The sequence below is a fragment of the Sphingomonas sp. OK281 genome (assembly GCF_900115295.1).
Lineage (GTDB): Bacteria > Pseudomonadota > Alphaproteobacteria > Sphingomonadales > Sphingomonadaceae > Sphingomonas.
The window spans coordinates 470,713-493,026 of sequence record NZ_FOVZ01000002.1; the positions used below are offsets into that span (position 1 = coordinate 470,713).

The following is a 22,314-nucleotide window of genomic DNA, read 5'->3' on the forward strand; positions in this document are numbered from 1 at the left end:
TCGGCCGCGTTACGGATTGGATCGGCCGATCCGAGAATGTGCTGCCCTATGCAGCCGATACGGGGCGACGATCCCGCCCATGATGCCGGGTCGCTTGGGACCGACTGGCCGTGGGCAGTGCGCCCGACGCCATCGCAACGTCCGTCGACATCCTCGACTCCGCCTGGTCATCGGACGCGTCCCGACGCGGTTTCATTTCGCAGGATCGATCGGCAGACCCGCGAGGAGCAGATTGGGGAGACGGCTATCGTCCCAGTCGGTGCTGGGCGTGCCGATCCGGACGATCACCATGTCCGCCGACGGAATCACATAGACGCGCTGCCCCGCCGAACCGTCGAGAAAGACGACGTCGTCGCGTGCAAACGGGTCCGCCGCGGGCACCTGTGCCTTGATCGACTTGCCGTAGGTCCGCGCCGGCGCGTGTGGACTGCCGCGCCACACCTGCCATCCGTAATTGGGATTGGCAGGGGAGGGGGCGGTCATCGATGCGATCCAGGTGGCGGGTACGACCTGGCGATTGCCGACCTTGCCCTGATCGAGGATCAGGCGACCGATCCGGATCCAATCCTGCGCCGTCGCGATCAGGCAGCATGAGTGGCGCGGGCTGCCACCGACCTTGTCGAGCCAGAGCCTGGCATCGCTGGCGCCGATCGGTTGCCAGATCGCGCGGGACAACCAGTCGGCGTAACGCATGCCCGTCGCATTGCTCAGCGCCCAGCCGAGATAATGCGTGTTGGCGTTGGCGTAGCAGAACTCGGTCCGCGGTGCGCACGTGTCGGGCCAGCGTGCGACATCGGCATTGAGGTCGTCGCCCAGGTAATATTGCCAGTACACGCTGGCGTCGCCGCCCGGCCGCGGTGTTTCGATCCCGCTCGCCATTTCGAGATAGCCACGCAGCGGCATCGCGCCGCGTCGCGTGCCGACGAGTTCCGGAATGTAGCGCTCGATCGGATCGTCGACGCCGTGGATCTTGCCGGCCGCGACGGCGGCACCGATCGCGAGTGCGACGACGGTCTTGTGCATCGATGCGGTTTCGTAACGCGAACTGCGATCGAAGCCCGGCCAATAGGTCTCGATCTCCAGCGCGCCTTTGCGCCAGACCAGCAGTGCATAGCTCTTCTGCGCTTCGGCATAGGCGGTGGCTGCGGCGACCGCGGTCGGCGCCAGCGTGCGGCTGGCGGTGGGTTTCAGCACCATCGGCCGTGGGTGGCGCGCGCCCTTCACCGCCTCCTGGGGCTGATACCAGTCTACCGCGGCGACCAGGCGACTGGCCGGAAAGGTCGCCAGCCGGTCATGGACCAGCTTGACCTGCGCCGGCGATGGCCAGCTGTCCTGCGCAACGGCGATGGCGGACGTGGAGACCGCCAGAAGGCCAGCGAGTGCCCGCGCTGCAAGCGTTGCCCCGCGCCGCACGCCGGGGTTTCCAGTGTCGGCACCGCCGCGTTTCCCCGCGGGCGACGCGGTCCGTACGACAGTTGCGCGTTCGATCATGCCCTGAGCCCCGATACGGTGTGTCGCCAAGGCTAGGCCGAGACGCACCACCGGCGACCGCGGGCGCGGCATCTGTCCGCCTGGCGGGCAAAGGGTGCGCACCGAAAGACTAACGCGGCCGGTGGCCCTCTTTCTATCCGTATGAATTTGCTGATCGATCCGTGCGCAGGCGCGGTCTCGCGCTGCATGCAGTGCAACGGTCGCTTATCAAACGAGGGAGTGATTACGCTATGAACCGTGCGCCGTTGATCCTGTCCGCCGGTATCGGCGACGCTCGCCTGACCGATCACGCCTGGGCGGAGGAGATGATCGGGCTCACCGAACGTGCGCGGATCGGCCTGCTGCTGCTCGGCGATGGCCATGCAGCGCCGTTCGATGCGCTGTCGATCGCAACGTGGCTGGCGCCGCGTGCCGGTGCGGTCGGGCTGGTGCCGACGATCGATACCGCGCGGGCCCTTCCGGACGACGTCGCGCGCGGCCTGGCGGCACTCGACCGTGCGACCAATGGCTGCGCGGGCTGGCAGCCGTCGACGCTGATGCCGCCGACGGTCGCGGAGAGCGTGCCGCGGGGTATCGATTTCGTCGCCGCGACGCGCGGTCGCTGGAACGAATGGTGCGCCGCCGACGATCGCGCGCCGGGCGATCCGCCATTCCCGCCGGCCCCGTTGCAAGGCCATCCGGTCCTGGTCCAGACCGATGCAGACCCGCTATGGTCGCATGTCGCCGCCGACATCGTGGTCATCGACATGGATTCGCCAAAGCCGCCCCCCGGCCAGAAATGCCTGTTGCGAACCTATACCGCGCTGGCTGGGCTCGATCAGATCGAGGCGCTGTATCATGACGGCATCATCGACGGGATCCACCTGACACCCCCCTATCCGCGTCGGGGTCTGCAGGAGTTCGCGGACACCATGCTGCCCGCGCTGGTCGAGCGTGGACTGCTTCCCGAAGCCAGGCGAACCGGGACGCTTCGCCAGCGGCTGGGGTTGGCGGCGATGCCCCACGCGATCCACCCGGTCCCGGCTGGATGATGCGGCGGTTGGCATAGCGCATCGCCGCAGCCTCAGGCGGCGATGATCTCCAGCACTGCGCGCTCTGACGATTCCAGCGCGCCTTCGAGACCGCGATTGGTGGTGGCGGTGTGCTCGCCGCAGAAGTGCAGCCGGCCGCTCGACACCGACATCGCCTGGCCGAAGCTGCTGACCTGGCCCGGTGAGAAATACGACCAGTCGCCGCCGTTGAACACTTCGTTGCCCCAGCTGTGGAATGCCGCGCCGGTGACCAATCCCTTGGAAGCAGGGCGCACGCGCGCCAGTTCGTCGACCACGAGCTTCAGCACCGCGTCCTTGCCGAGCCGATCCCAATATTGCGCCAGCCGACCGCGTGCGAACAGGCTGAGCCCCGTGACTTCGGCGATCGTCGCGCCGTAGCGCTGCGCCAGCACGGTGCCGAGCGGCCCGTCCGTCCACATCGATACGGGCAGCTTGTCCGCCTCCCAATAGGGTTGCTCGACGGTCAGGAACGCGATCGACAGCGGTTGGTAATTCAGGGTCATGACCGCCTTGGCCTGCGCTCCTGTCAGCGCAGGCGTCAGGTGGACGTTGCGCAAGGTCGAGAACGGCAGCGACGACAGCACGCGGCCCCCGCGATAGACGGTGCCGTCGCGGCAGGTGACGCTGGCGCTGTCCTTGCCCGTCTCGATCCCGACGACCTCCTTGCCGAGCAGCACGTCCCCCTTGATCAGGCCGCGCATCGCGTCGGTCAGCTTCTGGTTGCCGCCCTTCACGCCGAAGCTCTGCGCGCCGCCCTGCATCTGGGTCTTTATCCAGCCATAGTTGAAATCATAGTTGAGCGCGGCGGCGTCGTAGGCGTTGGTTCCGGCATAGGGCGCCGTGTCGAATACCAGCCGGATCGCCGCGTCGCTCAGGCCCTGCGCGCTCAGGAACTGCTGCACGGATATGTCGAGCGCGGGCGTCGCGTTGATCCAGTCCGTCCAGTCGGGGAAGCGCGGATTTTGCATGAACAGGCCGGGCACGACCTCCCACGGCATCTTGCTCTTGAGCGCCGCCGGCAGCGGGTTGAGCGGCGAGGTCGCCCAGTCGGCGCGGGCGATGGACTGTCCGCTGAGCAGCAATTGCTGGGTCGGGTCGACCGTGTAGCGCGGCGAGACGTCGACCAGTTCGACCCCGGCGCGCTTGGCCGCGTCAATGCCGCGGCCATAGCCGGCGGCCATCGAGTTGAAGCCCATTTCCGGGTATCCGGGCTGGTCGAACAGCGTCAGCACGCGGCCACCGACACGGTGCCGTGCTTCCAGCACGACCACCTTCAGTCCCTGCTGCTCCAGCAACCATGCGGCGTTCAGTCCGGAAATGCCCGCGCCGAGGATGATGACGTCGGGATCGCCGGTCTTCGCTGGCGTCCGTTTCGCGCTGGTCTGGCGGGCGAAGGCGGGCAAAGGCGCGGCGAGGCCCAGAAGGGCGGCCCCGGCAACGATATCGCGGCGGCTGAAGTGCATGACGTCCCTCTCGTGGCGGCGTGCCTCTCAGGCGAACCGGATGCGAGCGTGTCTGGTGTGGTGCGGCGGCGCCATCCGTCGAGCGTGACGCCGGGCATGGTCGGCAGGCGATCATACCCAGTGCGGGGCGGCCGGTCGGGGGGCGGCCGGGTTAGTCGAGGATCAGGGCGTGGTCCTGCCACGCTCCCGCCGTTCGAACGAGGATCCCGCCATGCGCCCGACTGCCCGCCTTTTCGCTGTCGCCATGTTGTTCGTGCCGCAGGTCGCGCTGGCGCAGGGCGATCCGGTGCGCGGCGGCAAGCTGTTCCTGCAATGCCGCGCCTGCCACACGGTCGGGGCGGCCGAGCGGAACGGCGTCGGTCCGAACCTGAACGGGGTGGCGGGGGCGAAGGCCGCATCCAAGCCCGGCTACACGTTCTCGCCGGCGCTCGCGAAGTCCGGGATCGTCTGGACCGGCGCCCAGCTCGACGCGTTCCTCAAGCGACCCAGCGCGCTGGTACCGGGCACCAAGATGGCGTTTCCCGGCATCGCGGCACCCCAGAACCGTGCTGACATGATCGCGTATCTCGTCACGCTGAAGCCTGCCAAACGCTGATTCCTGTGTGAAAGGACCTGCCATGAAGGCTTGCGTCATCCTGCCGATATTCGCCGCCGTCGCGGGCGTTTCCTCCGCCGGCCACACGCAAATCTCGGCGAGCGTGCCGGTCTCGACCGCCATGGCGGCGACGGATGCGCCCTGGCTCACGCTCGACGCGCTGCGCGCCCGCTACGGTGATGCCCGCGGCAGGACCGCGATGATCGGCGGCGTCGAGGTGTATTACAAGGACGAGGGGAAGGGAGCAGTGATCCTGCTCATCCACGGCTCCGTAAGCTCCCTCAAAACCTACGATGCGCTCGCCGCGCAACTGGCGAAACGCTACCGAGTCATCCGCTTCGACATTCCGCCGCAGGGCTTGTCCGGGCCCGTTTCGAACGAAGCCCTGGCCGCGCTCGGACCGACCGATATTCCCGAACAACTGCTGGCTAGGCTGGGTATCGTCAAAGCGACGGTCGTCGGCGTGTCGAGCGGCGGCACGATGGCGGTGCAACTGGCGGCGAAACGCCCCGATCTCGTCGCGCGGCTGATCATCTCCAACGCGCCTGCCGACCAGGTACGTCCCGACGTCAAGACGCTGACCCCCGCGTTGCGAGCCGCGATCGCCGACTACAAGGCGCGGGGCTATCAGTCGCAAGCCTATTGGGATGCATTCCTGGACTTCTACGCAGGCAATCCGGCGCGCTACGATGCGGCCTTTCACCGGCAAATCTACGACATGAACCGCCGTGCTCCGCGGTCCAACATGTTCAGTCTGGTCGCAGTCGTGGAAGATCATGCCAAGGCGGTGGCGGCGATGAACGCGGTCAAGGCCCCGGTTCTGCTGATCTGGGGCGGTGCCGATCCGTTGTTGCCCTATGCGGCGATGGATACGCTCGCCGGCTATCTGACCAACGCCCAGGTTTCCAAGATCCGTCTTGCCGACGTAGGTCATTATCCACCCGTCGAGGTTCCGCATCGCTATGCCGCGCTCGTGACCGCCTATATTGAAGCGGCCGCTCCCGACGGTGCGAAGGACAAGCGCTGACCGCAGCGATCGTGCGTCGGTCGACTTCGATCAGTATCCTGCCGACAGGTTGGCCCACGCCATTCGTCGCGGATCGCACTGCCTAGCAGGTCGCCGCCAATACACATGCGGGCGGCCCTTCGATGACCTCGATCAATGCCCCTTCCGGCGTCTTAAGAACGCCCACCCGTCGACCCCCGTAAAGCCGGCCTGGCCGCACTACGGGCGGGGAGAACCACTCCACCGGCAGGGTAGCGAAATGCGGCACTATGAGCGTGCAGATCGATACGCCCGGCGGCAGCGCGCCTGGATATCCGATGCGTTCGCCGGCGCTCGCGGGATACTCGTCCAGTTCGAGGAACACCTCGCCCTGCCAACTGGCCGTGGCAATCGGGTGCAGGTCGGTGATCGGCAGGTCGAACGCCTGGCTGATCATCGAATATCGGATCGCCACCGGGGACGAAACGTCGAGCAGCAGGGTTTCGGCAAACCAAGCCGCCGTCGTCCGCAGGTCAGCGCACGCGAGTACGAGAATGAATATCGCGTCTATCGGCGAGCTGGCACGCGGCAGGCCCGGTACCAGCGGGTCGGTGATCTGGGTGAAGTACACTGTTTCCTGGTCGGGGCCGCGTACCTGCATCGGGAAGATCGCCGGGAAGCCCGCGATCCGCGTCGGCGACCCGATTACCGGAAACGGCGAGTCGGGTTCGCGCATCCGCGCATCGACCGCGAGGACGTCTTCGACGCAGATCTCGATCGCCGCCCAGCCATGGCTTCGTATTGGGCGATAGTCGGGGACCGTGTCGCCCTCGACGAACCGCAGGAAAGCCTCGGTGCCAGAGGCCGGCTGACACACGGCATAGCGCCGGCCCGCACTGGCCGGTGCTCCCCACGCAGCAGCAAGATCGGCGGCAACCACGCCCTCTTCGACGACACGGTAGTCCAGCCACTGCGCGAACCGCTCGGTCGCGGCGTCGAGATCGGCGACCCCGTGCGTGGCGCAGCGAAGAAGGGTCATGCGATTTCCTTCCGACGCAGATACGATGGCCGATGCCGATACGATGGCAGATGCACGGCAATCACGCCGCGGGTTCCGGTTGCGGCACGGGTTTTTGTTCCCCCTTGCGCGGCACGATACCGTCAATCAGCAGGTTGGGCAGGACGCTGTTGTCCCACTCCGTCGGCTGCCTCGGTGGCGCATCGCCCACGCGCACTATGACCATCCGCGTCGCGGGCGAGATGTAGACGACCTGGTTTGCGTTGCCGTCGAACAGGAACAGCGTGCGGTCGGCATAGGGCGCGCCGTGCAATACCTGGGGACCCGGGCCATCAACGCCGGTGAATCCGCGCCGTTTCACATAGCGGCCGGCGACCCACACGCCGAGGCCGTAATAGGGGTTCTGAGGCGTCGGGGTAGTCATCTGCGTGACATAGCCGCGCGGCAACAGCCGACGGCGACCTGCCATGCCGTCGTCGAGCAACAGGACGCCGAGCCGCAGCCAGCTTTCTGCGGGAAGGGTCATGCAGCATCCGGAATGTGCAAGGCCGCCGGGACGATCCACCCAGATGCGTCCGCCTGGCGCCCCGATCGGGGTGAGCACTTCGCGTCCGATGAACTCGGCGTATCGCATGCCGGTCGCGCGTTCGATCAGCAGTGCGATCATGTCCGCGACCGCGTTGCTGTAGCCGAACCGGGTACCCGGGACGTCGACGAGGGGATAGTCGTGGATCAGTACCCGGTCGTGATCCGGACCGAGATACGCACGGTTGATCGGGTGCGCGGGGTCCGGACTGGTCATCTGTCCGAGCATGCCGGAGCGCATGTCGAGCAGGTGGCGAACCAGGATCGCGGCCTTTGGCGTGGAGGTCCACTCGGGAATGAAGTCCGCCACCGGCTGATCGAGCGACTTGATCCGGCCGAGCGCGATGGCGCGCCCGACCGCGATCGCACCGAGCGGTTTGGAGAGCGATTTCGAGACGATCTGCGTGGTGCGGTCCGCTGCCCCGAAATACGCCTCGCGCTGTACCGTGCCGTTGCGCCAGACGATCAGCACACGGCTATTGTTCGCCCCTGCATACGCCGTCGCCCGGTCCAGTGCGTCGCCCCGGATCGAGCGTTCCGCCGCCGTTGCGACACGAAGCGGAACCGCCGACCGTGCACCCGGTACCACCTCCATCGGATCATAGTGCGTCACGACCCCGCCGGCCTTCATCATCGCATCGAACCGCGCACGGTACACCGCATCCTGATCCGACGCGGCGGCGGTCAACAGTCCCAGCGCGGCAAGCGTCGGGATCAGCACTAAAATCGATCGAACGGGACGGCGCATCGCATAGCCACTCGCGTCAGGGGGGAACGGGCGCAGGGATTCAGCTCCGGGGCGGACCATCATAGGTCCAGCTCTGCCAGTCCTTGGTCACGAAGACTTCGTCGATCAGCGTCCGCTGGTAGCATTCACCGTTGCGAAACCACTGCCACGTCCGGGCGCGCTTGGTGCGCTCGTCGTTGTTCTGGATCATCTCGTAAAGATAAATGCCGGGCTCGTTCTTGCGGGTCCAGTTGAGGCAGGTCGAGCGGTTGAAATCATCGGGCTGCATGTGCGCGGCCCAGCCCTTGATCAGGTCGTTGTCCCACCAGACCCGGCCATTCTCGTACCACGCCGGAAATTCGCGCACATCGGTGCGACCATCGTCCCAATAATAGAAATTGGTCTGGTGATATCGGTCCTTGCCATCCTCGTGCACCAGCCGACAGATGAGCCGCGACTGGTGTTCGTCGATCAGCTTGCCCGTCTTCGCATCGTAATAGCGGTACACGCCTTCCCAGACGCCCTCGTTGCTGGCGAGGATCGGCATGGCTTCGCGGACGCCCAGTGTTGCGGTTTCGCTCATCGCGCTTGCTTCCTTGTCCATGGTCTATCGTACGCTAGGCCGAGTGATCGCCGCGCAACCGACGTTCGCGCAAAGTGACCGCGATGCGACTAGCCCGCGCTCAACCGGGGAAGCCAAGCCCGCCCGGATTGAACTGCCGCACCGGATCGACCAGCGCCTTGACCGCGTCGAGCAACGCGAGCGATGCCGCGTCGCGGCTCTGACGATAGGGGTAGGCGCGACCGATCTGGAAATGCGCGGCACCATATTCGACGCCGATCGCCTTCACCGCATCGCGCGCGCGCGTGACGACCGCGGTCGCCGCAGGATTGGCATCGAGCTTCGGCAGACCTGCGAGGTGCCCAGGATCCATCAGCGCGGCATGGATCGGACGGTAACCGTGCGGCCAGTAGAAGACCGGCTCGACGGTGATCGCATTGGTCGCCAACGACGTGAACAGATAGCCGAAAGTGATGCCGTGGGCGTCGAATTCGGGCTGCATCCCGGCGAACAGTGTCTCGATATCCGCGAACACCTTCGGAGCGTTGGACAGCGATACGTGATTATGGACCGACGCCCAGCTTTCCCCGTCGGGCCCGAGCATCGAGTTCGGCACGGGAAAGGGCTGCGCGCGGATCACCTTGGCGATCGTGTTGTCGATCGCCCGACCGCCGTGACGAACCGCGATGGCGTGCGCCGCGGCGATGTCGGCGGCGACCCCGGCGGCGGTCCGCCCCTCGGCGACGATGTGCAGCGGGTATTCGTCGGCTTCGACGAAATTACGGCCGCCGAGCGCGATCCTCGCCGCCGCCGCCAGCCCCTTGGTCAACGACTTCTGCTTGCCGACGACCGCGGCGAGCGTCTTGATATCGCTTGCCAGCGACATCCGGCGCAGCCGTACCCGGGTCAGGCCGGGATCGAAGCCGCATGTCTCGCATGCGATCCCAGCCCGCGCGATCTCGGCGAGCGCGGTCAGCAGGTCGGTGCCGGACCTGAAGCTGAACGAGGCGTAGTCCTCGTGCGCGGGGGTGCGGATCAGCCGCATCGTGATCTCGGCCTTGATCCCCAGCGTCCCGCTGTCGCCGCAGAACAGGCCGGCGATATCGGGCCCGTAATGTCGATAGAACGGCGTATCGCCGTCTGGGCCGCGCGCGCCGGTGCGCAGGACGCGGCCGTCGCCCAGCACTATCGTCATCGCGATCATGCTCTCGCTCGCCGTCCCGTAACGACCCGCGCCGAACATCGCGTTGCCCTGCGACAAACCCCCGCCGATCGTCGAATACAAGCCAGACATCGGCCCCCAGAACGGCGTGCGCAAACCATGCGGCGCGAGCGCGTCGTTGAGGGCGCGCCAGGTGCAGCCGGCCTGGACCGTCACGGTCATGTCCTCCGGGCTGATCGCGAGCACGCGGTCCATCCGTGACATGTCGAGCGAGACACTGGTATCGGTCACCGGCAGATAGGACGCGGTATAGCTCATGCCGCCGCCGCGCGGGGCGATCGCGACGCCGGCGGCATGGGCCGCGGCGACGACGGCGCCGAGTTCGTCGAGCGTAGCCGGCGCCACGATCAGCATCGCGACATACGCGGACGCTTCGTACACATCCTCGCTGTGCAGCTTCAGGCTGGCTTCGTCGTCGCGCACGTTCGCCGCGCCGACGATCGCCGCGAAGGCGGCTTCGAGCGCAGCGGCGGAGGGGGGGGCGGGAAAGCTCGAAGGCGTCGTGGTCGCATCCGCGTGCATCGGCGTCGTCCTGTGCTGTGATGCGTGCCTGAATAGGCGGCCGGGCCCCCCTGCGCCGACCCGGCCTCGCTTTATCCGCAGGGCGGATCGTGGAGCACCCGAGCTTGTTCGCGTCGAGGCCTTGACGCCTTGTCCGCATAACGGCGGCATCGGTCGCCGCCACCCGGGGGCACGCAAAGCATGACCATCGCTTCGACAGGCCGCGCTTCGACCGGGCCAGCTTCGACCGGCCACGCTTCGACCGATACCGCCTGGATGGGGCGACCCGCGCAACCGCTGGGCTATGGCGAATTCAGACGTGGCTGGCAGGTCGTGCTGGCCTCGCTGCTGGGGATCGGCCTGGGGCTGGCGGCGATGCCGTTCTACACGATCGGCATGTTCGCGCCGCATCTGGCCGCCGAGTTCGGCTGGTCGATGGGCGAGATCATGGCCGGCATCACCGTGACGACGTTGGTGGTGCTGGTCGCCGGGCCCGCGGTCGGCGTGCTGGCGGTACGATTGGGCGTCCGCCGCGTCGCGCTGACGTCGCTGGTGTTGTTCGGTGTCGCGTTCATGGCGATGGCACTGAACGGCGGGTCGCTGCTGCAATATTACCTGACTTACGGCCTGGTGTCGTTGCTGGGGGCGGGGACGCTGCCGATCACCTGGACCAAGGCGGTCAACCAGTGGTTCGATGTTCGCAAGGGACTCGCGCTCGGCATTTCGATGATGGGCACGGGGCTGTTCGGGATATTGGGCAAGCCGTATCTCGCCTGGTTGATCGCGGAACATGGCTGGCGCGGCGGGTATGTCGGACTAGGCCTGTTGCCGATACTGATCGCCTTTCCGGTCGCGTTCTTCCTGTTCCGCGATACCGATACGCATCCCGACGCGGTCGTCCGTACCCTTGTTCCCGGCGGATTCACGCTGGGCGAAGCGCTGCGCGAATGGCGGTTCTGGCTGATCGCGTTCGCGCTGGTGCCGATCTCCTACGCGCTGGCAGGACCGGTGCCCAACCTGGAGATAATCCTCAAGAGCGGCGGCGTGGCGCCCGGCACCGTGCTTGCCCTGACACCGCTGGTCGGCCTGTCGGCGATCATCGGCCGGATCTTCGGCGGTTGGCTGCTCGATCGGCTCTGGGCGCCGGGCATCAGCTTCGTGATCCTCGCACTGCCGGCGATATCGTGCTGGCTGCTGACCGGCACCACGCTCGACTACCCCACCGCGGCCGCAGCGATTGTCCTGATCGGGTTCGCGCTGGGAATCGAATATGACGTCGTCGCGTATTTCGTGGCGCGTTATTTCGGGATGCGCAGCTACGCGGCGATATATGGGCTGTTATATGTCTGTTTCGCGCTCGGTTCGGGGCTCGGCCCGCTGGCCTTCGCGCGCGATTACGACCTCCACGGCAATTACAGCTTTTCCCTGACGACCGCAGCGTTCGCGCTGGTCGCGGCGGCCGCCGCCTTCCTGGCGCTGGGCCGCTATCGCCAATTCGCAGACGAGGATATTCCCGCATGATCGCGCTCGACAACGGTTTCGACGAAGCCACTGCCATCGTCCTGGAGGTCGATGCCAGCATCGCGCGGCTGAACGCGATCTTCGGTTACCGGACGATTTGGCGCGGGCAGGCCGCACCTGCCACGCTCGAGCTCATGGGTATCGATCCCAGCTGGACCGCGGACGAGGCGCTGATCGGCGATCCGGCGCAGGGCAGGGGAAACATCCGCCTGTTTGCGTTCCCCGGTCGCGATACCGGCGTGATGCGCGACGGCGCGCAGGCGTGGGACAGCGGGGGGTTGTTCGACATCAACATCCGCGCGCTGTCCGCGATCGAGCCGATCCATGCGGCGATGACGCGCCACGGCTTTTGCGCGTTCGGACCGTTGACGGCGTGGGATTTCGGGGCGCTGAGCGTTAAGGAGGTCGTCTCGCGCGATGCCGACGGGCTGGCCATCGCCGTCATGCAACGCATGGCGCCGCCGCTGACGGGGTATGACGACGCGATCGGCGACACGTCCTACGTGTTCAATTCGACGCAAGTGGTGCCCGATTTCGATGCGGCCCGCGCGTTCTACGTCGATGCGCTGGGCTGGAGCGTGGTGCAGGAATCGACCTGGGCGCATGCGTCGGGCGACAATTGCCTCGGCTTGCCGCTCGACGTGGCCCGGGTGCGCGATCTGAAGGTTGGCATATATCAGGCGAACGGCCGCAACGAGGGCTCCGTCGAGGTGCTGGAATATACCGCGGAGTCGCTGCATTTCGCCGAAGCCGGGCCGCCGGCACGGGGATGGGCGACGCTGCGGTTTCCGATGAGCGATATCGAGGGGTTCCTCGTCAGCGCCGCACGCGGAGGCTGCACGATCCTGCCTCCGCGCGTGATCCGGATGGAGCCCTGGGGTGATGTCACCGCCGCGGCCGCCGTCACGCCATGGGGCGTAAGGCTCGAGGCGTTTCGTCGATAGGCCACTGATCCCCCGCAGGCGCGCGTGAAGCGGCGGAGGGCGGAACGGATGTTATCCGTTGCCGCCCTCTGCGTCAGGTTGCGACAACCACTTCGCTCTGCAGGGGGAGGATCGATCGCATGTCTAGCACGTGCTTCGCCGCAGTCTCGCCGGCGAGGCGTCCGAGCGTCACGGCGGTGCAGAGCCCCATTGCCGGGAGATAGCCCCAGTAGGACGGCCCCGAGACGCCCCGCGCCGCGCCGCCGCCCGCGAACAGGTTCGGCAGCGCGCGGCCATCGGTGCGCAGCACGCGCGCTTCGCCGTCGATCTGCAGGCCGCCCTGCGTGTGATAGATCGCACCGACGACTTTCAGCGCGCGGAACGGTGCGACCGGGGGCGTATCGTCGCTCCAGGCACGGCCCTGCGCATCGACGCGACCCTCGCGTCGTGCCGCGTGAGCCTCGGCGAGCGCTGCGCCCAACGTGGCGGGATCGACGTCGATCAGGGCTGCGAGATCGCCGATGCTGTCCGCGCACTTCGCCGCGCGCAGGTCGATCAGCGCGCGCGTGTCGGGGACATAGGCGTTGCGCGCCTCGATCCCCGCGTCGAAGATCACCCAGCAATGCCCGCCCGGCTGTGCCATCACGGGATGGACCATCCCGGCGATATCGGCGGTTTCGTCGGTGAAGCGCTGGCCGTCGATATTGACGATCAGGCCGCCCTCGACGATCACGCCGGGCGGTACGCTGATGCCTTGCGGTTCGGTGAGCATCGCATAGCCCTGATACGCGCCCATGTCGGCCAGCGCGCCGCCGACCGCCGCGCCCAGCCGCACGGCGGTCCCACGGCTACCCTCATGGCCATTCTGCCGCGCCTGCGCCATTTCCGGCATGAACCGCGCGACCATCGCGGCGTCCGCCGCGAAACCGCCGCTGGCGAGTATCAGCGTTTCGCAGCCGATATGTTCGATCGCGCCATCGGGTCGCATGATCTCGACACCGCGGACCCGCCCATCGGAATCGGCAAAGATGTCCGTCAGCCGCGCCCCGAGCAGCACGTCGATGTCCGCCTCGGCCAGTTTCTGGTGGAGCAGCGGCACCATGTCCGCGCCCTCATGGCCGTACCAGCCATGCACCCGGAACCGGCTGTGCCCGTAGGCCGGTCGAAATCCGGTATCGAGCGTCCAGGGCAGTCCGTGTGTCTCGATCAACCAGTCCGCAGTCGGCCCGGATCCGAACGCGATCGCGCGGGCGACGACCGGGTCGGCCAGGCCACGCGTCTTCGCCATGATGTCGGCGAACAGCGTCTCACCGTCGTCGTCGATGCCCAGCGCCGCCTGCGCCTTCGTTCCCGCCGCGCAGAACAGCCCCTGCGACATGCCGGTCGTACCCATTGGCCGCGCATCCTGTTCGATCAGCAGCGGCGCGACGCCTGCATCCTTCGCTGCGAGCGCCGCGACGCAACCGCAGGCACCGCCACCGACGATCAGAATGGGAACCGTGAATTCGAACGTGCCACGGTCAGCCAAGCTGATCACCGACGTCGCCCGACGCCACGTCGCTGGTCGCGATCGCGGCCTCGTTCTCCTGCTGGACAATGCGGAGGATGCGGGCGATATATTCCTGGCTCCACATCGCGCGTTCGGTGGCGGCAAGCGGGTCGGGCGCGAACGCATCGATCTCCCCGTCCCCGAGTAGGCCCCGGGCCGTGAGCAGCCGCTCCAGCGTATCGACCCGCTGCCGCGAGACGGCCAGCTCCTGCGCGACCGCCATCGTGATCGCGAGCACCCGTTCGACCTGTGGCTCGAGGAAATAGGGCCGTTTTCCCGCCGGCTTGGCGCCAGCTTCGCCGAGGGCGTCCGCGAAACTCATGCCATAGCCCCAATCACGTGCCACGCGGCTTTTCGCCCATAGTCCTCGGTGTCGTCGTCCTGCGCGTCGGGGAACAGATCGCGGTCGACCACGCCCGTCACGCCACCGTGGATCAACCCGTCCGGATCGAAACCCGCGTCGATCATGGCCGCATCGAGGTCCATCTCGTGCATCCGGCTCCAGAACGGCTCGTTGTTGTAGAACGCATCCCAGTCGCGCATCGCCTGTTCGAACAACGGCATGTCGGGCGCGTATTGCGGCTGTTCGACGTGCAGGACGATGCCGCCCGGCTTGAGCAACCGCCGCGTCTCGGCGAAGATGTTGCGCAGCGCGGTGGTCGACAGTTCGTGCAGGAACATCGTCGTCTGAATCCAGTCGAAGCTGGCGTCCGGAAATATCGACAGGTCTTCGCCGCTTGCCTGAACCCAGCGGATATTGTCGACGCCCAGCGATTTCGCACGGGCGAGGCCATAGCGCAGCATCGGCGCGCCGAGATCGGCGATCGTCATCTCCGCCTCGGGAAACGCCTGTGCGAGCGGCAGGCTGCTGTGGCCGACGGTGCCGCCGATCTCAAGGATCGTCCGCGGTGCGAAGTCAGGCAGGTTGCGTTTGACCCATTTGACCACCGCATGCCCGCCGCCGTCCGAATATTTTCCGAGCAGGCCCCCCGTCGTGACGAAACCCGCATGATCGTAATTCGCGCCGTTGGCGACATCGCCGTCGAACGCCTCCCGATGATAGCTGCCGGGCATGCAGTGATGATCGACCGCGGACACGTAGCGCGGGATTGCCAGCGTCGGATCGAGCGTAAGCCGGTCGTCGCCATCGGTGAGCCCGGCGGCGATCCGCGCAAGCGCCTCGCGCTGGCGGATCACCGTCCAGCGCCCGGCCTGCTGGCGCTGTTCCATCGTCAGGCGACGGAGCGCGGACCAGGTCTGGAACGCGGGATCCTGAAGCAGGCTCTTGCGGGCCTCGTGCCGGTCGGCGATCGGGCGGCCATGCGCGCTCGCGAATCTGGGTGCGACCCTCGCGTCATACGCGGCCTTGACGCCGGGTACGACGCGGGCGGCCAGATGGCGGTTCATCTGCGCGAGGAAATTGATCCGCTCGATCTCGTCGTGGCTGGTCTGCGGGAACAGCGCGTGCCGGCCGACAACGCGGTAATCGGGCGGCCCGTCATAGGGGGGCGGGCTGATAGTGCTGCTGCTTTGGTCCACGGTCGGATCCTTGCGTTGCGATGTCACCCTGTTCGGGTTTCGACCAACCGGCGCAATCCTGCGGACGCACAATAGTCGCGTCGCGATCACTCCAGCCGCCCCGCCACTCCGCCCGGCGGCATCCGCTAGCGTCCGGGCACCTCAAACCCCGGGAAAACGCCATGCGTCTCATCGTCCTGTTCAATCTCAAGCCCGGCGTGTCGGTCGACGCGTATGAGTCCTGGGCCCGGACGGTCGACCTGCCGACCGTGAACGGGCTGGCATCGGTCGAGCGGTTCGAGGTGTTCCGCACCACTGGCCAGCTCGGCTCCGCGGCAGCACCGCCCTACGCCTATATCGAGACGATCGACGTCGCGGACATGGGCCGGTTCGGCGAGGAGATCGCCACCAAGGCGATGATCGCGATCGCCGCCGCGTTTCAGGAGATGGCCGACGTCACCTTCCTGACCACCGAGCAGATCGTCGCATGAGGTTCGCCGGCAAGACCGCGGTCGTCACCGGCTCCGGTCGCGCCGGAGGTCTGGGCGAGGCGATCGTCCGGCGCCTGTCCGCGGAGGGCGCGACCGTCGTCGTCTCCGACATCGGCGCGTCGCAGGATGCCGCGACGCCCGATGCCATGATCGGCAGTTCGGCGGACATGCAGGCCATCGTCGGATCGCTCATCGCGGGTGGCTCCGCCTTCCCGTGCGACGTCCGCGATCCGGTACAGGTTCGCGCGCTTGCGGCGCATGCGGTCGCGGCGCACGGCTCGCTCGACATCTGGGTCAACAATGCCGGCATCGGCTATATCATGAAGCCGCTGCTCGACGTCTCGCCGGACGACTGGCGCGCGGTGATCGACGTCAACCTGAGCGGCGCGTTCTACGGTCTCCAGGCGGCGGCGGAGGTCATGATCACGCAGGGCCGCGGCGGGCGGATCGTCAACATCGCCAGCCAGGCGGCCAAGTCCGGTTTCCCGCACGCGCAGGCCTATACCGCGTCGAAGCATGGGCTGGTGGGGCTGGTCCGCTCGGCCGCAACCGAGCTCGGCGACCACGGCATCACCGTCAACAACGTCTGTCCCAACCACGTCACGACCGGACTCGGCGCATGGCAGAACGCGCATTTCGCAGCGTTGCAGGGCGTGTCGGTCGACGAATATCTGATCCGGATGGCGGCGCGGATCCCGATGGGCCGCCCGGGTTTGCCAGGCGATACCGCTGCCGCGGTCGCGTTCCTGTGCTCGGACGACGCCACCTACATCACCGGCGAGAGCATGAACGTGTCGGGGGGCGAGGAACCGCATTGAGCGTGTCGGAGTGCCTGATCGACCATGCGCTTTCACTGCGCTGGGACGAACTGCCGGACACCACGCGCGAGGCTGCGCGGACGTTCCTGCATGACAGCCTGTGCGTCGGCGTTGCCGGGCGGAACGCCGCGCATGCCGATGCGGTGTTCGCGGTGGTGCGGGGCTGGGGCGAGGGTGGGGGCGAGGGCGGGGCTGCCGGCGTGCTGGGACGGCCGGGCGTGCGGTTGCCGGCGTCGTCCGCGGCGTTCCTCAACGCGTTCCAGATCCACGGCCAGGAATATGACTGCGTCCACGAACCTGCGGTTCTCCATCCGATGGCAACGATCCTCGCGGCGCTGCTCGCCGAGATCGACCGCGGCAGGCTGGTCGACGGCGCGCGGTTGCTGACCGCGATCGTCGCGGGCGTCGATGTCGCGGTCACGCTAGGACTTGCGGCGACCGGCCCGCTGACGTTCTTCCGTCCGGCCACCGCGGGGATCTTCGGGTGCATCGCGGCGATCGCCAACCTGCGCGGAATGGACCGTCGTACTGCGCGAGATGCGTTCGGCCATGCGCTCGCCTTCGCCTCGGGTACCATGCAGGCGCATGTCGAGGGCAAGCCCGCATTGCCGATCCAGATCGCCAATGCAGCGCGCGGCGCACTGCTTGCGGTCGATCTCGCATTGGCGGGAATGCCTGGCGTGGAACATCCGATCGACGGCCCGTTCGGCTACCTGACCCTGTTCGAGACGGGCTCAGACCTCGGTGCCGCGCTCGCAATGCTCGGGCAGGGCCACCGGATTGCCGAGGTCAGCTGGAAACCGTTCCCGACCGGACGCGCGGGACATGGCGGGATCGTCGCCGTGCAGGCGCTGGTCGCCGAGTATGGTCTCACCGCGGACATGCTGCAGTCGCTCGAGTATCATGCGCCACCGCTGATCCACCGGCTCGTCGGTCGTCCGGTGCGGCACGACATGGCGCCCGGCTATGCACGGCTATGCTTGCGATGGCTGGCCGCGGTGACGCTCCGGCGGGGGACCGTCGGACTCGGCGATTTCCGCGCCGACCTGCTGTACGATCCGGCGACGCTGGCGATTGCCGGGCGCGTGACGGTGGTCGCCGACGCCAATCCGGATCCCGCCGCGTTCGTCCCGGCCCGTGCGATCGCGCGCCTCCATGACGGCCGCGTGCTACGGGCCGACGTGGTCGCGCAACTGGGTTCCCCGGCGTTTCCGCTCACGCCCGAACAGCACCGGCGAAAGGCGCGGGATTGCCTCGCTTTCGCGGGGCTCGACGCGTGCGACGGACCGCTGTTCGACACGATCGCGACGCTCGACCGGGCAGAGGACGCGGCAGCGGTCATTCGCCGCACAGGGATTATCGGCTGACGTCCCGGACCTCGGGGCATATCCTGCATGGCCGATGGACTCTCGTCCCCGATCCCCGCCCCGTCAGCGCCTCAGGGTCTCCAAGAACGCCACCGCATCGGCTTCGCGTACCACGTCGGCATATTTCGCGTTCATGTCGAACAGGTTCGCGTCGTGGGGCGCAACGTGACGGTCGCCGCATGCGTCTGAGATCACCGCGGTACGGAAACCGTGCGACATCGCATCGACGCAGCTTGCACGGATGCAGCCGCTGGTCGTCAGGCCGGTCAGCAATACGCTGTCGACGCCCAATGCGGTCAGCGTCGAGGCGAGCGAGGTGCCGAAGAACGCGCTTGGATATTGTTTCGAGATCACCAGTTCGTCGGCTTCCGGCAGCAGCCCTTCGGGCCAGGCGCCCATCGGGTTGCCGGCGAGGAAATGGCGGAGAGGCGCCGCCTTTTCGAAGAAGCGGCCGCCGTCGATCGCGGTCGGATGATAGACGACATTGGTCAGGATCACCGGTACACCAGCCGCGCGCGCCGCGACCCGGACGCGCAGGGCCGAGGCGAGCGCGTCCTCGACCCCGGAATAAAGATCGCACGTCGGATCGAAATAGCCCTGGCAGAAGTCGATCATCAGCAGCGCGGGGCGCGTGCCGAAGCCGATCCGCGTGCCGTAGACGCCGGCGTAGTTCGCCGCCAGATCGTCGACCATCATGATACCTCCAGTTCGTACAGCCAGGGTTGATCGCGGCATTGGCGATCCTCGAAGGCGGCGATGTCAGGCCCGCGCGCATTGAGGATCAGGTCGGTCTCGTCCCAGCCGTTGAGCAAGGCGAGGCGCTGTTCCGGGTCGATGGGAAAGGATAGAGGGGGCAGGCCCTCGCTCGCGATCACTTGCGCGTCGAGATCGACGACGAAGATGCGACCATCCTGTGCCGAAGCCATCAGCGCGACAACTATCGGCTCGGGAAGGATGATTGGCAGCACGCCGTTGCGCAGGCAATTGCCGTGGAAGATCTCGCCGAAGCTGGACGCGACCACACAGCGTATGCCGTGCCCGAGCAACGTCCATACCGCTTGCTCGCGGCTCGATCCCGATCCGAAATTGGCGCCGGCGATCAGGATCGGCGAACCACGCCACGGCGTACGGTTGAGTACGAACGTCGCGATCTCTGATCCGTCCGCGGCAAAGCGGCGATCGTGGAACGCGTAGCGGCCCAGCCCGTGCCGCTCCGTGATCAGCAGGAAGCGCGCCGGGAAGATGATGTCGGTATCGACATTCTCCTCGGGCAGGGGCGCCGCCGTGCCGGTGAGGCGTCCGAATGGTGTCATGCGACGGGCGCTCCCAGATTGCGGATATCGACCAGGTGGCCAGCGATCCCGGCGGCTGCGGCCATGGCCGGGCTCATCAGATGCGTCCGGCCGCCGGGCCCTTGGCGACCCTCGAAATTGCGGTTGGAGGTGGACGCCGAACGTTCGCCGGGAAAGAGCCGGTCGTCGTTCATCGCGACGCACATCGAACAGCCGGCATGGCGCCACTCGAAACCGGCAGCGCGGAAGACCACGTCGAGCCCCTCGGCTTCGGCCTGATGCTTGGTCGCGGTCGAGCCGGGCACGACGATCGCAGTCACCCCGTCGGCGACGCAGCGTCCCGCGACGACCGACGCCGCGGCGCGCAGGTCCTCGATCCTGCCGTTGGTGCACGAACCGATGAACACCCTGTCGATCGCAATTGCCTGAAGCGGCGTGCCGGGCGCGAGGTCCATATAGGCGAGCGCCTTTTCCAGCCGCCGCCTCGCGCCGGCGTCGATGATCGTGGTGGGGTCCGGCACGCTCGCGGTGATCGGCGCGCAGTCCTCGGGGCTCGTACCCCAGCTGACATGCGGGGCGATGTCGCCGAGGTCGATGACGACGACCGTATCGAACACCGCGTCGCCGTCGGAGTGGAGCGTCCGCCAATATGCGACGGCTTGCCTCCATCGCTCGCCGCGCGGGACGAGTGCGCGGCCCTCGAGATACGCGAACGTGGTCTCGTCGGGCGCGATCAGCCCGATGCGGCCCCCGGCTTCGATGGTCATGTTGCACAAGGTCATGCGTGCCGCCATCGACAGCGCGGCGACGCCCGGACCGGCATATTCCACCGCATACCCCGCCGCACCCATCGCACCGACCCGGGCGATGAAGGCGAGGGCGATGTCCTTTGCCGTCACATGCTGTGACAGCGTGCCGATCAGTTCGACGCGCATCGTCTTCGCGCGCTTTTGCTTGAGGCATTGCGCGGCCATTACCGTCCCGCATTCGCTCGCGCCGATCCCGAATGCGAGCGCGCCGAAGGCGCCATGCGTGGTCGTGTGACTGTCGCCGCAGACGAGCGTGATGCCGGGCAGCGTGAAGCCCGCCTCCGGGCCGATGACGTGGACGATGCCCTGGCCTTCGCCGTCGAGCCGGCGATAGGGTACGTCGAACTCCGCGACGTTCGCTTCGAGTTCGGCGACCTGAGCCGCCGCGAGCGGATCGGCGATCGTGCCCCGGCTGCGCGTTGGCACCGCATGATCGGCGACAGCGAGATGCGTTTCCGGTCGCCGCAACCGGCGCCCGGCGTCGCGCAACGCCTGGAATGCCTGGGGGCTGCTCACCTCGTGGACGAGGTGGCGATCGATATACAGCAGCGCGTCGCCGCCCTTTTGCTGCGGGGACAGATCGGCGACGACGTGACTGTCCCAAAGCTTTTCGTACAATGTCCTGGGCATGGCGTTTCCTAGACCGCGCCGCAGCGGCCGCGAGATGGTCTCGGCCGGTTGTCCGAAGGGCGGCTAGGCACCGGTCTTGCCAGCGGTGTTCCAGATCGCATCGAGCAGCATGCCGGGATTATCCAGCAGCGCGGGCCGCTTCTCGCGCGTGGCCGCGATCCAGTCGGCGGGCAGCAGGTCCATGGTGTCCGAGACACTGCCGGCTCCGATCGCGGTCAGGTGGCCGGGACGATCGCCCATGTTCATCCAGGGCCGCCAGCTGACGATATTGGTAAAGCTGACGTCCGTCCGGACCCGCCGGACGCCGGGCGTCTCCAGTTCGGAGCGCCGCGCATGCATGATGATATTTTCACTGTATCGCACGGGCTTGCGGACATTCGCCGCGGCGCCCGGCAGCGTCATCGCGCTCTGGCTGATTTCCGAAATCCAGACATCGTCGCCGCGGACGTCGGGCTGCTTGATCCGGTGGTCCAGCACGAGGCCCGGTATGGGGACCGCCAACCCGAAACTCAGGTCCGCGCCGATCACGACGTGCGCCGGGGGATAGCCTTGCTGCGGTTCGATCACGATCTCGTCGGTATAGGGATTGCGGAACTGGCCCGTTGCGCGCCGGGTCTGCGGGTCGATGAAATACGCGACTTCGGCGGTGTACCCGTCATAGCCGCCATCGGCACGGCGCCGATAGCGCGCGAAGGTCACGGCGGTGACGTCCCACAGCGGCGTGATCCGGTCGTCCACCACCCCGAAATAGCTGCCGCTGATGCCGCCGATCACCAGCCGCTCGTCGAGCGCGCCACGCATGAGCATGTACGCCTTCAGCCGATCCTCCGATCGCGCGAAATCGAGTGCGCCGCCGCGTCGTGGCGCGGGGGAGGCCAGGCTCGTTTCAGTCAGGCCCAGACCCGCCAACCCGGCGCCAATCGTGCCGCTGATCATGCCGATCGCACGCCGTCGTCCCATTTCGATCATGTCGACCCCGTCCCCAATCACCGTCGGCGCAGGTCTATGCGATCCGGGCGCGGGGGTGGTGTGGGTGGTAGGATAGTCCGCCTGACGGCTAGATGCTCACCGATCGCGGTATGCTGCAGGGGCTCGACTAGGCTGCCGCGCAGGCTGGACGCGGACCAGGGGCGATCGCCCCTGACCTGCCCCACGCTTCCGTTGAAAGGGATCGAGACGTGAAAAACCGGACCGC

Annotated in this window: 21 protein-coding genes; 8 read left to right on the forward strand and 13 right to left on the reverse strand. The window is 67.2% G+C overall.

All coding sequences use genetic code 11. The features are described 5' to 3' along the window. Window positions 1-192 precede the first annotated feature (192 nt). Window positions 193-1,491, reverse strand: a complete 1,299-nt coding sequence (locus tag BM244_RS08370; RefSeq protein WP_175518132.1) for a serine hydrolase domain-containing protein — start codon at window positions 1,489-1,491, stop codon at window positions 193-195. A gap of 230 nt (window positions 1,492-1,721) precedes the next feature. On the opposite strand from BM244_RS08370, the gene BM244_RS08375 reads away from it, so the two are divergent. Then, window positions 1,722-2,522: a hypothetical protein gene (locus BM244_RS08375; protein WP_093398501.1), complete on the forward strand. Its 801-nt coding sequence runs from the start codon at window positions 1,722-1,724 to the stop codon at window positions 2,520-2,522. Between the two features lie 32 nt (window positions 2,523-2,554). Here the strand turns inward: BM244_RS08375 and BM244_RS08380 are convergent, their stop codons facing one another. Beyond that, on the reverse strand, window positions 2,555-4,006 hold the full coding sequence (locus BM244_RS08380) for a flavin monoamine oxidase family protein (RefSeq protein WP_093398502.1): 1,452 nt from the start codon (window positions 4,004-4,006) through the stop codon (window positions 2,555-2,557). A 211-nt stretch (window positions 4,007-4,217) separates the two neighbouring features. Between BM244_RS08380 and BM244_RS08385 the strand changes: the two genes are divergently transcribed. Together BM244_RS08385 and BM244_RS08390 are read left to right on the forward strand one after the other, a co-directional pair. Continuing rightward, window positions 4,218-4,601 (forward strand): c-type cytochrome, encoded by a 384-nt coding sequence (locus BM244_RS08385; protein WP_093398503.1) that lies wholly within the window; start codon window positions 4,218-4,220, stop codon window positions 4,599-4,601. A 22-nt stretch (window positions 4,602-4,623) separates the two neighbouring features. Beyond that, a complete protein-coding gene (locus tag BM244_RS08390) occupies window positions 4,624-5,628 on the forward strand; it encodes an alpha/beta fold hydrolase (protein ID WP_093398504.1) in 1,005 nt (334 codons plus the stop codon). 82 nt (window positions 5,629-5,710) lie between these two features. Here the strand turns inward: BM244_RS08390 and BM244_RS08395 are convergent, their stop codons facing one another. The 4 genes from BM244_RS08395 to BM244_RS08410 form a co-directional block, all read right to left on the reverse strand. Beyond that, the gene (locus BM244_RS08395) at window positions 5,711-6,625 is read right to left on the reverse strand and encodes a hypothetical protein (protein ID WP_093398505.1); all 915 of its coding nucleotides are present in this window, start codon (window positions 6,623-6,625) and stop codon (window positions 5,711-5,713) included. 61 nt (window positions 6,626-6,686) lie between these two features. Continuing rightward, on the reverse strand, window positions 6,687-7,937 hold the full coding sequence (locus tag BM244_RS08400) for a serine hydrolase domain-containing protein (protein WP_175518133.1): 1,251 nt from the start codon (window positions 7,935-7,937) through the stop codon (window positions 6,687-6,689). A gap of 40 nt (window positions 7,938-7,977) precedes the next feature. Continuing rightward, the gene (locus BM244_RS08405) at window positions 7,978-8,499 is read right to left on the reverse strand and encodes a DUF3598 domain-containing protein (RefSeq protein WP_093399042.1); all 522 of its coding nucleotides are present in this window, start codon (window positions 8,497-8,499) and stop codon (window positions 7,978-7,980) included. 100 nt (window positions 8,500-8,599) lie between these two features. Further along, window positions 8,600-10,222 (reverse strand): FAD-binding oxidoreductase, encoded by a 1,623-nt coding sequence (locus BM244_RS08410; protein ID WP_093398507.1) that lies wholly within the window; start codon window positions 10,220-10,222, stop codon window positions 8,600-8,602. Window positions 10,223-10,402: 180 nt separating this feature from the next. On the opposite strand from BM244_RS08410, the gene BM244_RS08415 reads away from it, so the two are divergent. Both BM244_RS08415 and BM244_RS08420 read left to right on the forward strand, forming a co-directional pair. After that, entirely contained in the window at window positions 10,403-11,722 is a 1,320-nt protein-coding gene (locus BM244_RS08415) for an MFS transporter (RefSeq protein ID WP_093398508.1), read from the forward strand. Beyond that, complete coding sequence (locus BM244_RS08420) at window positions 11,719-12,666, forward strand: VOC family protein (protein WP_093398509.1); 948 nt, start codon at window positions 11,719-11,721, stop codon at window positions 12,664-12,666. Before BM244_RS08415 ends, BM244_RS08420 begins: the two co-directional genes overlap by 4 nt. A 73-nt stretch (window positions 12,667-12,739) precedes the next feature. On the opposite strand, the gene BM244_RS08425 is transcribed toward BM244_RS08420, so the two are convergent. From BM244_RS08425 to BM244_RS08435, 3 genes are read right to left on the reverse strand one after another with little or no spacing between them, the layout of a single operon-like run. Further along, the gene (locus BM244_RS08425; RefSeq protein ID WP_254784352.1) at window positions 12,740-14,182 is read right to left on the reverse strand and encodes an FAD-dependent oxidoreductase; all 1,443 of its coding nucleotides are present in this window, start codon (window positions 14,180-14,182) and stop codon (window positions 12,740-12,742) included. Next, window positions 14,166-14,540, reverse strand: a complete 375-nt coding sequence (locus BM244_RS08430) for a hypothetical protein (protein WP_254784353.1) — start codon at window positions 14,538-14,540, stop codon at window positions 14,166-14,168. The genes BM244_RS08425 and BM244_RS08430 overlap by 17 nt, the downstream gene beginning before the upstream one ends. Beyond that, complete coding sequence (locus tag BM244_RS08435) at window positions 14,513-15,733, reverse strand: class I SAM-dependent methyltransferase (RefSeq protein ID WP_093399044.1); 1,221 nt, start codon at window positions 15,731-15,733, stop codon at window positions 14,513-14,515. The genes BM244_RS08430 and BM244_RS08435 overlap by 28 nt, the downstream gene beginning before the upstream one ends. A gap of 161 nt (window positions 15,734-15,894) precedes the next feature. On the opposite strand from BM244_RS08435, the gene BM244_RS08440 reads away from it, so the two are divergent. Genes BM244_RS08440 through BM244_RS08450 form a run of 3 tightly spaced genes read left to right on the forward strand, consistent with a single transcriptional unit; the run spans window position 15,895 to window position 18,388 of the window. Next, a complete protein-coding gene (locus tag BM244_RS08440; protein ID WP_093398511.1) occupies window positions 15,895-16,203 on the forward strand; it encodes an REDY-like protein HapK in 309 nt (102 codons plus the stop codon). Continuing rightward, window positions 16,200-17,021 (forward strand): SDR family NAD(P)-dependent oxidoreductase, encoded by an 822-nt coding sequence (locus tag BM244_RS08445; protein ID WP_093398512.1) that lies wholly within the window; start codon window positions 16,200-16,202, stop codon window positions 17,019-17,021. Before BM244_RS08440 ends, BM244_RS08445 begins: the two co-directional genes overlap by 4 nt. Before the next feature lie 2 nt (window positions 17,022-17,023). Continuing rightward, window positions 17,024-18,388, forward strand: coding sequence for an MmgE/PrpD family protein (locus BM244_RS08450; RefSeq protein ID WP_254784401.1), 1,365 nt, complete (start codon window positions 17,024-17,026; stop codon window positions 18,386-18,388). 63 nt (window positions 18,389-18,451) lie between these two features. Here BM244_RS08450 and BM244_RS08455 read toward each other — a convergent pair whose 3' ends face one another. From BM244_RS08455 to BM244_RS08470, 4 genes are all read right to left on the reverse strand, one after another. Further along, window positions 18,452-19,084, reverse strand: coding sequence for an isochorismatase family protein (locus BM244_RS08455; RefSeq protein ID WP_093398514.1), 633 nt, complete (start codon window positions 19,082-19,084; stop codon window positions 18,452-18,454). Next, window positions 19,081-19,701 carry a 3-isopropylmalate dehydratase small subunit gene (gene leuD / locus BM244_RS08460; RefSeq protein ID WP_093398515.1) on the reverse strand — a complete coding sequence of 207 codons (621 nt, stop codon included), beginning with the start codon at window positions 19,699-19,701 and terminating at the stop codon, window positions 19,081-19,083. The genes BM244_RS08455 and leuD overlap by 4 nt, the downstream gene beginning before the upstream one ends. After that, complete coding sequence (gene leuC, locus BM244_RS08465) at window positions 19,698-21,119, reverse strand: 3-isopropylmalate dehydratase large subunit (protein WP_093398516.1); 1,422 nt, start codon at window positions 21,117-21,119, stop codon at window positions 19,698-19,700. Before leuC ends, leuD begins: the two co-directional genes overlap by 4 nt. A 63-nt stretch (window positions 21,120-21,182) precedes the next feature. Beyond that, window positions 21,183-22,088, reverse strand: coding sequence for a DUF1838 family protein (locus BM244_RS08470; RefSeq protein ID WP_093398517.1), 906 nt, complete (start codon window positions 22,086-22,088; stop codon window positions 21,183-21,185). Between the last annotated feature and the right edge of the window lie 226 nt (window positions 22,089-22,314).

Excerpts from the sequence above, each read along its gene's own strand:
- BM244_RS08370 (WP_175518132.1), bottom strand. The coding sequence starts at position 1,491 with ATGATCGAACGCGCAACTGTCGTACGGACCGCGTCGCCCGCGGGGAAA.
- BM244_RS08375 (WP_093398501.1), top strand. The coding sequence starts at position 1,722 with ATGAACCGTGCGCCGTTGATCCTGTCCGCCGGTATCGGCGACGCTCGC.
- BM244_RS08380 (WP_093398502.1), bottom strand. The coding sequence starts at position 4,006 with ATGCACTTCAGCCGCCGCGATATCGTTGCCGGGGCCGCCCTTCTGGGC.
- BM244_RS08385 (WP_093398503.1), top strand. The coding sequence starts at position 4,218 with ATGCGCCCGACTGCCCGCCTTTTCGCTGTCGCCATGTTGTTCGTGCCG.
- BM244_RS08390 (WP_093398504.1), top strand. The coding sequence starts at position 4,624 with ATGAAGGCTTGCGTCATCCTGCCGATATTCGCCGCCGTCGCGGGCGTT.
- BM244_RS08395 (WP_093398505.1), bottom strand. The coding sequence starts at position 6,625 with ATGACCCTTCTTCGCTGCGCCACGCACGGGGTCGCCGATCTCGACGCC.
- BM244_RS08400 (WP_175518133.1), bottom strand. The coding sequence starts at position 7,937 with ATGCGCCGTCCCGTTCGATCGATTTTAGTGCTGATCCCGACGCTTGCC.
- BM244_RS08405 (WP_093399042.1), bottom strand. The coding sequence starts at position 8,499 with ATGAGCGAAACCGCAACACTGGGCGTCCGCGAAGCCATGCCGATCCTC.
- BM244_RS08410 (WP_093398507.1), bottom strand. The coding sequence starts at position 10,222 with ATGCACGCGGATGCGACCACGACGCCTTCGAGCTTTCCCGCCCCCCCC.
- BM244_RS08415 (WP_093398508.1), top strand. The coding sequence starts at position 10,403 with ATGACCATCGCTTCGACAGGCCGCGCTTCGACCGGGCCAGCTTCGACC.
- BM244_RS08420 (WP_093398509.1), top strand. The coding sequence starts at position 11,719 with ATGATCGCGCTCGACAACGGTTTCGACGAAGCCACTGCCATCGTCCTG.
- BM244_RS08440 (WP_093398511.1), top strand. The coding sequence starts at position 15,895 with ATGCGTCTCATCGTCCTGTTCAATCTCAAGCCCGGCGTGTCGGTCGAC.
- BM244_RS08445 (WP_093398512.1), top strand. The coding sequence starts at position 16,200 with ATGAGGTTCGCCGGCAAGACCGCGGTCGTCACCGGCTCCGGTCGCGCC.
- BM244_RS08455 (WP_093398514.1), bottom strand. The coding sequence starts at position 19,084 with ATGATGGTCGACGATCTGGCGGCGAACTACGCCGGCGTCTACGGCACG.
- leuD (WP_093398515.1), bottom strand. The coding sequence starts at position 19,701 with ATGACACCATTCGGACGCCTCACCGGCACGGCGGCGCCCCTGCCCGAG.
- leuC (WP_093398516.1), bottom strand. The coding sequence starts at position 21,119 with ATGCCCAGGACATTGTACGAAAAGCTTTGGGACAGTCACGTCGTCGCC.
- BM244_RS08470 (WP_093398517.1), bottom strand. The coding sequence starts at position 22,088 with ATGATCGAAATGGGACGACGGCGTGCGATCGGCATGATCAGCGGCACG.